Genomic DNA, 12,108 nt, shown 5'->3' with positions numbered 1-12,108 from the left:
TGGCCGCCGCGGTTCAGAGCAGGACGCCTCCAGCCATGTCGGGAAGATCCTCTTTGGCCGCGGATTCCAGGTAATTCCTGACGGTCGGGTCGATCCGCGTGCTGCGCACCGGGTAGACGCCGCAGGCGGCAATCGCCTCGCGCGCCGACACCCGCTCATCGAGCCGTTTCCAGATCGCCCGCGCCGCATAGGGCCGCGGGAAGGGGCGCCAGGCCACCCCCATGGTCATGCCGCGCAAATACTTCAGCTGCTGCCGGTGCGCTGAGAACAGGATGGTCTGCGCCACGCTGCCCTCATGGGCGTGCTCATGCTCGGTGATGAACAGCCGGTTACCGCGCTGGGTCACCATGCCTTCATAGCGCGAGATCTGCCGGATGCTCTGCTCCGGGTCATGCGCAATCTCCAGGTTGCGCGACAGGATAAACCCGTCCTTTTCGATGAACCGGGTCAGGGAGCAGAAGATCCCCTCACCCCAGGAGGGCGTCCGGAAGTAGGCATGGTAAAAGCCCAGATAGCGCTTCAAATTGCGCTGCTGACACCGGAACGGCTCCAGAAAACTATCGCTGGGGCCAGGCGGCGTCGTGCGGGCAGCATCGCTGAGCTGGGCCTCGAATTCAGCCTGGGGAGTGAACAATTTGGCTTCCGGGATGTCGAAATAGCGGGCAATCCGGCGCAGGTTGTGCGCTGCGGGCAGGCTGGAGCCGTTGAGGTAGCGGTTGAATTGCTGGCGGTTGATTCCGACCTCGCGGCAGATCTGCGCAATGCTGCCGTGTTCGGCGCACAGTGACCGCAGGTTTTCGGAAAAATTTTCAGACACGTCCAGGAATCCTTCGCAATGTGACGCGGTAGTGATGCATCCCGCGCTGGTTCGCGCATGTTTGCACAGTTCCGCTATCTGCGAAACTGGCGTTTTCTGTACGCAAGCCGCTTGGACTTGGGGAACCCGGAACCTGCTGAATGACCTGACAGGGCTGCGCCGCAAGGCGCTGGCAGACCGGAGGAGCACGGGCGGAGATGATCTGATCCAAGGGAGGACACCATGAAGATCGAATGGACCAAGACGGCGCTGGGACGCCGCGGATTTCTGAAGGGCGCCACGGCGCTGGGGGCGGCGGCGGCGCTGCCGATGGGGCTGGGCGGCCGTGCCATGGCGGCAGAGGGCGGTACCCTGCGGGTGCGCTCCTACGGCGACATGCAAAGCATCGACCCGGCGTTTTCTAAAGGCGTGATCGACGAGGAAATCCATGCCTCGATCTACAACAAGCTGATCCAGTACAAACCGGGCCGCGAATGGGACTGGCAGATGGACGCCGCCGCGATGATCGAACAGGGCGACGACACCCACATCAAGTTCGCGCTGCGCGACGACATCGGGTTCACCAACGGGTTCGGTGCGATGACCGCCGAAGACGTAAAGTTCAGCTTTGAGCGGATCGTGGATGAGGTCACCGACAGCCCCAACAAGCCCGACATGGGGCCGCTGAGCCATGTTGAGGTCACCGGCGAGCGGGAAGGCACCATCGTGCTGAAGGAACCCTTTGCGCCGCTGTGGTCCATCGCGCTGCCCTATATCACCGGCAATATCGTTTCGAAAAAGGCCTGGGAGGCTGCGGGCGGCAAGGCAACCACCGATCCGCTGGCGGAATCCGGCCCCTACCTGCGCGACAGCTGGTCGCCGAAGGAAAAGACCGTCTTGAGGCGCAACCCGGACTGGAAGGGCGAAGCCCCCGCCTGGGACACCATCGAGATTCTACCGATCGACGATGAAAACACCGCCGAAATCGCATTTGAGGCCGGGGAACTGGATTTCACCCGTGTCTCGCTCGGCTCCGTCGAGCGTTACCGTGCTGGTGTGCCGAACGGCGGCACGCTGCTGGAATACCCGTCGCTGTACTATGCATGGCTCGGCATGAACCTGGACCACCCCAAGCTGCAAAACAAGAAACTGCGGCAGGCGATCCAGCACGCCATCGACGTGCCTTCGGTGCTTGAGGCCGCCTATTTCGGTGCTGTGGAGCCGTCGACCGGCATCATCGCCCCGGGCCTGGCGGGCCACCGCCCGCAATCCCTGGTGCCGCCGCAGGCGGATTTCGCCAAGGCCGCGGAACTGCTGGCCGAATCCGGTGAAACCAATGTGACGCTAAAGCTCGACACGCTGAACAAGACCACCTTCACCACTGCCGCGCAGGTGATCCAGGCGACGCTGGCGCAGATCGGTATCACGGTAGAGGTCAACGTGCTGGAATCCGGTGCCTTCTGGGCCAGCGCTGATAACGAGGATCTGCAGCTAGTGCTGAACCGCTACTCGATGACTCCGGACCCGTACTACGCGACCTCCTGGTTCACCACTGAGCAAGTCGGCCACTGGAACTGGGAGCAGTTCAGCAACGAGGAGTTCGACAAGATCCACGCCGAGGCGTCGCAGCTGACCGACCTGGCCAAACGGGACGAAATGTACCGGCGGGCGCAGGACTTGATGGAGGAAAGCGGCGCCTACCGGTTCCTGACCCATGAGGCGACGCCGGTGATCCACTCCGCGGGTGTTGTGCCGGCGCTGCGGCCCGACGGGCTGGCGCTCTTGCGCTACTTTGGCAAGGCCTGACACTCCCCGCAGGCCCGGTCCTCCCCCCGGGCCTGACCTGGCACGGCTGCAATATGCGGCGCAGCCGTGCCATTTTCATCCGCACAGCGAAGACAAGGGAGCCATGCGGCCATGTTACTTTATGCAACCCGGCGGTTCGGGCTGGCACTGCTGATCCTGATCGTGGCGGTCACCGTCATGTTCCTGATGATCCGCGCCGTGCCCGGCGATCCGGTTCAGATCATGCTGGGCCCGCGCGCCACGCCAGAGCTGCAGGCACGGCTGACGGCGGAACTGGCACTGGACCAGCCGGTCTGGAAACAGCTGCTTATCTTCTATGGCAACCTTATACAGGGCGATCTGGGGATCGACGTGTTCTCGGGCCGCTCGGTGACGGCGATTGTCTTTGAACAGCTGCCGCACACCCTGTGGCTGATCCTGGGCTCAATCGCCTGGTCTGCCACGCTGGGCATCGCTCTTGGCGCCTATGCTGCCGCGCACCCCAATACGCTGATCGACAGGATTACCGCAGCCATTTCCGTGAGCTTTGTGGCAGCGCCCGCCTTTGTTGTTGCGCTGCTGTCGCTGCTGATCTTTGCGGTGAACCTGCAGTGGTTCCCGGCCATCGGCGCAGGCGAGGGTTTCTGGGGCCGCCTCGATCACCTGGTGCTGCCCGCCTTTGCCATCGGCCTCAGCTGGGTCGGCTATATCGCCCGCCTGGTACGCGCGTCGATGCTGGAGGTGATGGGCGAGAGCCACATCCGCACCGCCCGCGCCTTTGGCATCCATGAGCGCCGGGTGGTGATGGTCTATGCGCTGCGCATCGCCATCCTGCCGGTGGTCACGGTGATCGGCGTCGGTATGGGGTTCCTGCTGTCCTCCGCCGTCTTTGCCGAGATCGTCTTTGCCCGCCCCGGCCTGGGCAAGCTGGTGATCGACAGCATCACCACCCGCAACTACCCGATCGTGATGGGATCGGTGCTGATCTCCACCGGCCTCTTTGTTGTGTCCACCGCGCTGGCCGATCTGATCAACGCCTGGCTCGATCCCCGCGCCCGCACGGCAGCATAAGGAGGGCGTGAGATATGGCAAAATCCCGTTCCGAACTGGGCCAGATCATCACCGGCGTCGCCCGCGACCCGCTAGGGCTGATGGGATTGATCATCGTCGGCACCATCGTGTTCTGCGCCATCTTCGCCTATTGGATCGTGCCCTTCGATCCGGTTGGCATGAACATCAAAGACCGCCTGCAGGGGCCGTCATGGACCCATCTTCTGGGCACCGACCAACTGGGCCGCGATACGTTTTCCCGCGTGATTGCGGGCGGCCAGGTGGCGCTGCAGGTTGCCCTGCCCGCGGTGTTCGGCGCCATGGCCATTGGCCTGACGCTGGGCATGATTGCCGGTTACGGGCCGAAATGGCTCGACAACCTCTTGATGCTGTTCTTTGACACCATCCGCTCCTTTCCCACCGTGATGTTCGCACTGGCCGTGGTGGCGCTGGTGGGGCCGAGCCTGCAAACCGTGGTGTTTGTGGTGATGGCAACCTCAATCCCGACCTATGGCCGGGTGGCGCGGACGCAGACGCTCACGCTGCGCAATTCCGAGTTCATCCTGGCCGAACGCTCAATGGGCGCCAGCATGAAGCGCATCCTGGGCGTGCACATGCTGCCCAATATCGTCGGCGTGCTGGCGGTACTGGCGGCGATGGACATCCCCACCGTGATCGCGCTGGAGGCAGGGCTGTCCTTCCTCGGCCTCGGGGTGAAACCGCCGACACCCAGCTGGGGCGCACTCTTGAAGGACGGCTATTCGCTGATCCGCCAGACCCCCTGGTTGGTGGTGGGCGGCGGGTTGCCGATCATCCTGGCAACGCTTGGCTTCACCTTCCTGGGCGAGTCCCTGCGTGACGTGGTTGACCCGAAACTGAGGAAACAGCGATGACCGATACGCTTTTGGAAATCGACCGCCTCAGCGTCGATTACGAAACTGCCCGAGGCGACCTGAAAGCCCTGCGCGATATCTCCTTTGATGTGCGCAAGGGCGAGATTGTCGGCATCGTCGGCGAGTCGGGCTGCGGCAAGTCCACCCTGATCTCTTCGATCTTGCGGCTGACTGCGCCGAACACGCGGTTTCGCCAGGGCGAGGTGCGGTTCAAGGGACAGGATCTGCTGCAACTGTCAGAACGTAAGATGCGCGATCTGCGCGGCGCCGATATCTCCATTGTGTTTCAGGACCCGATGCAGACCCACAACCCGGTGCTGTCGATCGGCCAGCAGATGCTGGATATCCAGCACCGCTCCAAGGCGTCCAAGGCCGACAAGCGCGCCCGCGCCGCGCAGATGCTGGGCGCCGTCGGCATCCCGGACCCTGAGGCGCGGCTGGCACAGTTCCCGCATGAGTTCTCCGGCGGTATGCGCCAGCGCATCGCCATCGCCATGGCGCTGATGTCGGAGCCGGACCTGCTGATAGCGGATGAGCCGACCACGGCGCTGGACGCCACGCTGGAGGTGCAGATCATCGAGCGCCTGCAGGAATTGCAGCAGGAGTTTGACTGCGCCATCCTGTTCATCTCGCACCATCTGGGGGTGATTGCAGAGCTCTGCGACCGGGTGGTGGTGATGTATGCCGGCGCCGTGGTCGAAAGCGGCGAGGTGCGCGAGATCTTCCACGATCCCAAGCACCCCTATACCCGCCGCCTGATCGACTGCGACCCGGGCCACATCAAAGAGCGCGCCCGCGTGCTGCCAACGATCCCCGGGGAGGTGCCGGACTTGGCCAACCTGCCCGGCGGCTGCATCTTCCGCGACCGCTGCGACCAGGCGATGCCGCACTGCGCCGCTGAGGTGCCGCCGCTGAAACAGCTGAAAGAGGGCCACCACGCCGCCTGCTGGCTGAACCACAAGGAGGCCGCAGAATGAGCCTGCTGGATGTAAAGAACCTCAAGACCAGCTACGGCCCGGTCAATGTGCTGGCCGGTGTCAGCTTCACCGTGGAGCCGGGCGAGACCTATGCCCTGGTGGGCGAAAGCGGCTCCGGCAAGACTACGGTGATCCGCGCGATTGCCGGGCTGGCCCCGGCGCAGGAGGGTTCCGTCAAGTTCGAGGGCAGGGAGATCCGCGGCGCCTCGGAACGGGAGCTGCGCCCCTTGCGCAAGGACATCTCGATGATGTTTCAGGATCCGGTCGGCTCGCTGTCGCCGCGCCTGACGATCCGCAGCCTGATCACCGAACCCTACCGCATCCAGGGCATGAAGGACCGCGATCTGGACGCCGAGGCCAAGCGCCTTCTGGAGATGGTAAACCTGCCTGCGCATTTCGCCGACCGCTATCCTTATCAGCTGTCGGGCGGCCAGGCGCGGCGGGTGGGCGTCGCCCGCGCGCTGGCGCTGGAGCCCAAGCTGATCCTGGCGGATGAACCCACCGCGGGGCTGGACGTGTCTGTGCAGGGGGAGCTTCTGAACCTGATGAACGACCTGCGCGAACGGCTGGGGCTGGCGATGGTGATCATCACCCACAACCTCAACGTCGTGCGCCATGTCGCCGACCGGATGGGCATCATGTACCTGGGCCGGCTGGTCGAGGAGGGCACCACAGAGGCGATCTTCAAGGAGCCGCGCCACCCTTACACCCGCTGCCTGCTGTCCGCGAACCCGGAGCCCGATCCCGACGCCCGGCTGGAACGCATCGCCCTGAAGGGCGAGCCGCCCAGCCTGCTGCGCCGCCCCACGGGCTGCGAGTTCCGCGAGCGCTGTCCCTTCGCGCAGGAAATCTGCACTCAAACCCCGCAATGGGAGGTCGAAAACGGCCACGGGTTGCGCTGCCTAGCGCCCTTGAGCTGACGGCCCTCTGCCCGAAACCCCTCAACATCTGAAAGACCATGACCAGCACATTGTATTTCAACGGCGTTGTCCTGACGATGGACACGGCCAATTCCTGCGCCCAGGCGGTGCTGACCGAAGGCGAGACTATCCGCGCCGCTGGTGCCGAGGCGGACCTGCGCGCGCAGATGCCTGCGGGCACTATTGAGGTGGATTTGCAGGGCCAGACCCTGATCCCCGCCTTTATTGACCCGCACGGGCATTTCCCCGATCCCGGCTTCATCCGGCTGTTCCGGGTCAACCTGGCCTCTGCCCCCAGCGGCGACTGCCCGGACATCCCCACCGCGCTGGACCGGCTGCGGGCCAAGGCAGCCGAAACACCTGCCGGGGAATGGGTGATGGGGGTGCTGTTTGACAATACCGCCATTGCCGAGGGCCGAATGCCGACCCGCACCGAATTGGATAGCGTCTCCACCGAACACCCCGTCTGGGTCATCCACGCCTCCGGCCACAACGGGTCTGCAAATTCGCTGGCGCTGGAACGCCGCGGCGTCAACCGGGGCACGCCCGACCCCTTGGGCGGCCGCTACGGCCGCGACCCTGAAACAGGCGCGCTGACCGGGCTGATCGAAGGCCTGTCAGCGATGGGGGAGATGGGCGATACCGATTTCCTAATCGACCGCGAACGCTTTTGGTCCGGGTTCAACAGCTGCCGCGATGAGTACCTTGCGCATGGCGTCACCTACGCCCAGAACGCCTGGGCCACGCGGGAGATGCTAGGGCATTTCGCCTCGCTGCCCGCAGATCAGGACCCCGGCTACGACCTGATGCTGCTGCCGATCGGGGAACTGGAACCGGAGTTGAGCAGCGGCCCCGAGGCCCTCGACTGGCCCGGCAACCCGCATTTCACCCTCGGCCCGCGCAAGCTGTTCACCGACGGGGCGTTCCAATTGCAGACCGCCTTGCTCAGCGCGCCGTATCACAAGCCAGTGGATCCGGCGCACCCCTGCGGGATGTCCTATGCTGATGCCGCCGAACACCGCCGCGAGGTGCAAAAACTGCACGATCTGGGCTATCAGATCCATTGCCACTGCAACGGCGATGCCGGGGCGCAGATGTTCATTGACGCGGTGGCCGCGGCGCTGGAGGCCAACCCGCGTGCCGATCACCGCCACACCATCATCCACGGCCAAGCCCTGCGCGACGACCAATTGCAGCAGATGGCTGAACTGGGCATGACCGTCAGCTTCTTCCCGGCGCATGTGCATTTCTGGGGCGACCGCCATTATGACACCTTCCTGGGGCCGGAGCGGGCAGAGCGGATTTCCCCCTGTGCCTCGGCCGAACGCTATGGCGTGCGCTACACCATCCACAACGATGCCTCCGTCACTCCGACCCGGCCCATCCATCTGGCCCATTGCGCGGTGAACCGGCTGACCGCCAGCGGCCGTCGTCTGGGTGAGGCGCAGCGGATCAGCGCCTTGTCAGCCCTGCGCGCCCAGACCATCGACGCCGCCTGGCAGGTCTTCCAAGAAGACACCCGCGGCTCCATCGAAACGGGCAAACTGGCGGATATTGCAGTGCTGAACCGCAATCCGCTGGAGGACCCGGACCGGATCGAGACCACCAGGGTCACCCGCACCATCCGCCGCGGGCAGACCGTTTGGGCGCAGGAGCATTGATAATGCAGGCTAAACCGCGGATCGCCATTGCAGGCTTTCAGCATGAAACCAATTGCTTCGGCACCACCAAGGCAGGGCTGACGGAGTTCGAAATGGCGGATTCCTGGCCCGCCATGCTGCACGGGGCCGCGGTGATCGAGGAGACCCGCGGCATGAACCTGCCAATCGCCGGCTTTGCCAAAGCGGCGGAGGCAGCCGGAATGGAGCTAGCCCCCATCCTGTGGAGTGCGGCTGAACCTTCGGCGCATGTCACCGATGAAGCTTTTGAAACCGTCTGTGCGAAAGTTCTGGACGGCCTGCGCGCCGCAGGGCCGCTTGATGGCGTTTTCCTGGAACTGCACGGTGCGATGGTGACAGAAAGCCACCCCGACGGCGAAGGAGAACTGCTAGACCGGGTGCGCGCCTGGGCCGGGCCGGACCTGCCCATCGTGGTCAGCCTCGACCTGCACGCCAATATCTCTGCGGCGTCAGTGGAACTGGCCGATTACATCGCGATCTACCGCACCTATCCGCATCTCGATATGGCGGAAACCGGCGCCCGCTGCGTGCCGGCGCTGCAGCACCTTCTGGCGGGCGACAGGCTGCACAAGGCATTCCGGCAGATGGACTACCTGATCCCGCTGCATGCCCAATACACCGGTGCCACACCGGGGCGGGAGCTGTATGCCGCGCTGCCGCCGCTGGAGCAGGCGGGCGTGCTGGCAGACATCGCGCTAGGGTTCACTGCGGCGGATTTTCCGGACACCCGGCCCTCCTGCGTGGCCTATGCCCGGACCGCCGCGGCCGCGGCGCAGGCGGCAGACCATATCGCTGGCGTGTTCGCCGAACTGGAAGCGCAGTCGGCACACCCGATGCTGTCACTGGAACAGGCGGCAGAGATCGCCTGCCAGCCGCGCGCAGGCAGGCCCGTGGTGCTGGCCGATGTCCAGGACAACCCCGGTGCCGGCGGCACCGCAGACACAACAGGCCTCCTGGCTGCATTGGCTGAAGCAGAGGCGCAGGGTGTGCTGATGGGGCTGTTTCATGACCCGGAAGCAGCCGTGGCGGCGCACGAGGCAGGGCAGGGCGGTATATTCCGTACAGCTCTCGGCGGGCGCTCCGGTGTTACGGGAGACAAACCGTTTGAGGCAACGTTCAAGGTACTGGCGCTTGGCGATGGCACTTGCCGCTATACTGGAGAGATGTACGGCGGCGGGGTGGCGGCGCTTGGACCGTCAGCCGCGCTGCAGCTGGCGGAAACCCAGGCAGATATTACCCTGGTCGTCACCAGCATCCGCAACCAATGCCTCGATCTGGGGCATTTCACCCATATCGGGCTGGACCCCGCGGCCTTCAAAACAATCTGCGTGAAAAGCACCGCCCATTTCCGCGCCGACTTCGAGCCGATTGCCAGCGCGGTCTATCCGGTAGCTGCCCCGGGTGTATTTCCCTGCGATCTGGGAACAACTCCCTACAAAAACTTGCAACCGGAGGTCAGGACCATCCCTGCTAAGGGCTGACGCCTATTTCAGGGATGGTCCTTGCAGGCGGCCATGCGGAGCCGCCCGCGGGGAGGATCAGTCCTCGTCATCGCTGTTCTGGTAAGGCACCACCAGCGTTGGGATCTGCGACCGGCGCAGAACGCGTTTGGCCACCGTGCCCAGGAAGGTGTGTGAAAACCCGTGGTCATGGGCGCCCAGCACGATCAGGTCGCAGCCGAGCTCCACCGAGCGGCGCAGTATCACCTCTGCCGGGTGGCCGTCGGTCACCTCAACCGAGGTGACCTGATCGCGTATTTTCGCGTCATCGCCCTCAAACGCTGCCCAGAACCGCGCCTGCCGCTCGGCCAGCACCTGCTTGACCATCTCATGCCGCCGCTTGGCCGCCGTCTTGCGGGTCTCGTCATTCAGCACGAACATCTCAAACGTGATGCGCGCATCCTCGGAAATCGGCTCGTTCACATGCAGTACATGTATTTCCGCCCCGGTCGCCTGTGCCAGGCTGGCCGCATGGCGCAGCGCATATGAGTTGTTCTGCGACAGATCAGTGGCAAACAGGATGTTTGTGATCATCGGTTTCATGTCTCAGCCTCCCTTCAGGTCAATAGCCGAACAGCCGCGGCAGCCACAGCGACAGCTCCGGGAAGAAGGCGATGATGAAGATCGCAATCGTGTTCACGGCCGCAAAGGGCAGCGCACGCAGCGAGATCTGCTCAATCGAGATGTTCGAGATGCCAGAAGCGATGAACAGGTTCTCCCCCAAGGGCGGCGTCTGGAAACCGATGCCCAGCGTGCAGACCATCACCACCCCGAAATGGATCGGGTCGATGCCCACCGAATAGGCCACCGGCAGCATCACCGGCACCAGGATCAGGATGGTGGCCAGGGTCTCCATGAACATGCCGACAAACAGCAGGAAGAAGATGATCAACGCCCAGATCACATAAAGGTTTTGGGTGAAGCTCAGCATGCTATCCGCGATGATCGCCGGGATCTGGTTTTCCACCAGCAGGCGGCCGAACACAGTGGCGGTGAACAGGATCAGCAGCACCCGGCCGGTTAGCCATGTAGTGGCCTCCAGCGACTGGAACAGCGACGACCAGGTCAGTTCGCGGTAGATGAAGACACCCACCACAAGGGTATAGAAGATCGCCACGATGGCGGCCTCGGTCGGGGTGAAGAAGCCAGTGTAGATACCGCCCAGGATCACCAAGGGCGCCATCAGCGACCAGAAGCCGCGGTACATCTCACAGCCGACATTGCGGACCGACCAGCCATCGGCAGAGCCTTTGTAGCCGCGTTTTTTCGACATGAAGAAATTCAGGATCAGCAGGCTGGTGGCAATTAGAAAGGCGGGCACAAAGCCAGCGATGAACAGTTTCGAAATCGACACCGACTGGAAGGTGCCGAATTTCTCGACCGCTTCCGGCGGTGCGGTAAAGCCCAGGGCGGCGATGCCGAAGATCACCATCGGGATGGACGGCGGGATGATGATGCCCAAGCCGCCTGATGAAGCCGTGACAGCAGAGGCATAACCGCGCTCATAGCCGCGGTCGATCATCGCAGGGATCATCAGCATGCCGACGGCCGCCGTGGTGGCCGGGCCGGATCCTGAGATCGCGCCAAAGAACAGGCAGGCCATCACAGTGGCGGCGGAAATCCCGCCGGTGAACGGCCCGGCCAGGCTTTCAGCCACGTTGATCAGGCGTTTCGATATCCCCGCAGCCTCCATCAGTGCACCGGCCAGGATAAAGGCAGGCAGCGCCATCAGCGGGAAGGAGCCAACCGAGGTAAAGGCGATCTGCACGAATTTAATCGGGTTTTCGTCCAGATAGAGGAATGACAAGAGCGACGACACCCCCAGCGCAACGGTGATCGGCGCCCCCAGGAGCAGCAGCAGCAGAAAGGATCCGAACAGGATCGTGACGATTTCGGTTTCCATGGTTCTGTCCCTCGCGGTTACGTGCGGTTGTCCGCGACAGCGGCGCCCTTGATCTCATCAAGGTCGATCTGGTCGGGGTCGTGGATGTCTTCACCGAGGATCAGCTTGCGGTAATTCACCTGCAGGATGCGGATCGTCATCAGAGCAAAAGCGATGGGGAGCACCATGTAGATGTATTTCATCTCGATGCCCAAGGTCTGCGACTTCCAGAACTTGTTCATCTTGTTGAAGACGAAATCGGTGGCCAGCCACAGGAAATAGCAGTTGAAGAATAGCCAGAAGAGGTCAGCGAAGGCCTCGATATACTTGATCCAGCCAGCAGGCAGGAACTTGAACTGGAAGGTGACCCGGTTATGCGCGCCTTTCAGCGCGGCATAAGAGGCGCCGAAGTAAACGAACCAGACGAACATGTAGACCGACAGTTCCTCGATCCAGGAAAACGAATGGCCGAACATCTCGCGCGAGACGATTTGCACAAACAGCAGAATGACAAAGCCGGACAGCAATAGGCGGCATATATAACTTTCGATATTGTCCATGAACTTCCAGAACATGATGCACTCCTCCCCTGAGCGAAGCAGCGCCGCAGCGCTGCTCCGTTGTGTC

At 63.3% G+C, this 12,108-nt stretch carries 11 protein-coding genes; 7 read left to right on the top strand and 4 right to left on the bottom strand.

The genetic code is table 11. From position 1 onward, the window contains the following. Window positions 1-13 precede the first annotated feature (13 nt). The gene (locus AC58NV_RS18710) at window positions 14-817 is read right to left on the bottom strand and encodes a helix-turn-helix transcriptional regulator (protein ID WP_497228468.1); all 804 of its coding nucleotides are present in this window, start codon (window positions 815-817) and stop codon (window positions 14-16) included. Window positions 818-1,039: 222 nt separating this feature from the next. Here AC58NV_RS18710 and AC58NV_RS18705 point away from each other — a divergent pair, with 222 nt between their 5' ends. The 7 genes from AC58NV_RS18705 to AC58NV_RS18675 all read left to right on the top strand — a co-directional run bounded on the left by AC58NV_RS18705 (window position 1,040) and on the right by AC58NV_RS18675 (window position 9,581). Beyond that, window positions 1,040-2,602: an ABC transporter substrate-binding protein gene (locus AC58NV_RS18705; RefSeq protein WP_497228467.1), complete on the top strand. Its 1,563-nt coding sequence runs from the start codon at window positions 1,040-1,042 to the stop codon at window positions 2,600-2,602. A 111-nt stretch (window positions 2,603-2,713) separates the two neighbouring features. Beyond that, entirely contained in the window at window positions 2,714-3,652 is a 939-nt protein-coding gene (locus AC58NV_RS18700) for an ABC transporter permease (protein WP_497228466.1), read from the top strand. Between the two features lie 14 nt (window positions 3,653-3,666). Next, complete coding sequence (locus AC58NV_RS18695) at window positions 3,667-4,524, top strand: ABC transporter permease (protein WP_497228465.1); 858 nt, start codon at window positions 3,667-3,669, stop codon at window positions 4,522-4,524. Continuing rightward, window positions 4,521-5,501 carry an ABC transporter ATP-binding protein gene (locus tag AC58NV_RS18690; protein ID WP_497228464.1) on the top strand — a complete coding sequence of 327 codons (981 nt, stop codon included), beginning with the start codon at window positions 4,521-4,523 and terminating at the stop codon, window positions 5,499-5,501. Before AC58NV_RS18695 ends, AC58NV_RS18690 begins: the two co-directional genes overlap by 4 nt. Continuing rightward, window positions 5,498-6,421 carry an oligopeptide/dipeptide ABC transporter ATP-binding protein gene (locus AC58NV_RS18685; protein WP_497228463.1) on the top strand — a complete coding sequence of 308 codons (924 nt, stop codon included), beginning with the start codon at window positions 5,498-5,500 and terminating at the stop codon, window positions 6,419-6,421. Before AC58NV_RS18690 ends, AC58NV_RS18685 begins: the two co-directional genes overlap by 4 nt. 38 nt (window positions 6,422-6,459) lie before the next feature. Continuing rightward, window positions 6,460-8,082 carry an amidohydrolase gene (locus AC58NV_RS18680; protein ID WP_497228462.1) on the top strand — a complete coding sequence of 541 codons (1,623 nt, stop codon included), beginning with the start codon at window positions 6,460-6,462 and terminating at the stop codon, window positions 8,080-8,082. A gap of 2 nt (window positions 8,083-8,084) precedes the next feature. Next, window positions 8,085-9,581: a M81 family metallopeptidase gene (locus AC58NV_RS18675; protein ID WP_497228461.1), complete on the top strand. Its 1,497-nt coding sequence runs from the start codon at window positions 8,085-8,087 to the stop codon at window positions 9,579-9,581. A 57-nt stretch (window positions 9,582-9,638) separates the two neighbouring features. On the opposite strand, the gene AC58NV_RS18670 is transcribed toward AC58NV_RS18675, so the two are convergent. From AC58NV_RS18670 to AC58NV_RS18660, 3 genes are read right to left on the bottom strand one after another with little or no spacing between them, the layout of a single operon-like run. Then, complete coding sequence (locus AC58NV_RS18670) at window positions 9,639-10,142, bottom strand: universal stress protein (protein WP_497228460.1); 504 nt, start codon at window positions 10,140-10,142, stop codon at window positions 9,639-9,641. A 19-nt stretch (window positions 10,143-10,161) separates the two neighbouring features. After that, a complete protein-coding gene (locus AC58NV_RS18665; protein WP_497228459.1) occupies window positions 10,162-11,502 on the bottom strand; it encodes a TRAP transporter large permease in 1,341 nt (446 codons plus the stop codon). 17 nt (window positions 11,503-11,519) lie between these two features. Further along, window positions 11,520-12,056, bottom strand: coding sequence for a TRAP transporter small permease (locus AC58NV_RS18660; RefSeq protein WP_497228458.1), 537 nt, complete (start codon window positions 12,054-12,056; stop codon window positions 11,520-11,522). Between the last annotated feature and the right edge of the window lie 52 nt (window positions 12,057-12,108).

Source organism: Leisingera sp. ANG49, assembly GCF_059694505.1.
This window is presented reverse-complemented; position numbering and strand designations above follow the sequence as displayed.

Coding starts and splice junctions, on each gene's coding strand:
- AC58NV_RS18705 (WP_497228467.1), top strand. CDS start 1,040: ATGAAGATCGAATGGACCAAGACGGCGCTGGGACGCCGCGGATTTCTG.
- AC58NV_RS18700 (WP_497228466.1), top strand. CDS start 2,714: ATGTTACTTTATGCAACCCGGCGGTTCGGGCTGGCACTGCTGATCCTG.
- AC58NV_RS18695 (WP_497228465.1), top strand. CDS start 3,667: ATGGCAAAATCCCGTTCCGAACTGGGCCAGATCATCACCGGCGTCGCC.
- AC58NV_RS18690 (WP_497228464.1), top strand. CDS start 4,521: ATGACCGATACGCTTTTGGAAATCGACCGCCTCAGCGTCGATTACGAA.
- AC58NV_RS18685 (WP_497228463.1), top strand. CDS start 5,498: ATGAGCCTGCTGGATGTAAAGAACCTCAAGACCAGCTACGGCCCGGTC.
- AC58NV_RS18680 (WP_497228462.1), top strand. CDS start 6,460: ATGACCAGCACATTGTATTTCAACGGCGTTGTCCTGACGATGGACACG.
- AC58NV_RS18675 (WP_497228461.1), top strand. CDS start 8,085: ATGCAGGCTAAACCGCGGATCGCCATTGCAGGCTTTCAGCATGAAACC.
- AC58NV_RS18670 (WP_497228460.1), bottom strand. CDS start 10,142: ATGAAACCGATGATCACAAACATCCTGTTTGCCACTGATCTGTCGCAG.
- AC58NV_RS18665 (WP_497228459.1), bottom strand. CDS start 11,502: ATGGAAACCGAAATCGTCACGATCCTGTTCGGATCCTTTCTGCTGCTG.
- AC58NV_RS18660 (WP_497228458.1), bottom strand. CDS start 12,056: ATGTTCTGGAAGTTCATGGACAATATCGAAAGTTATATATGCCGCCTA.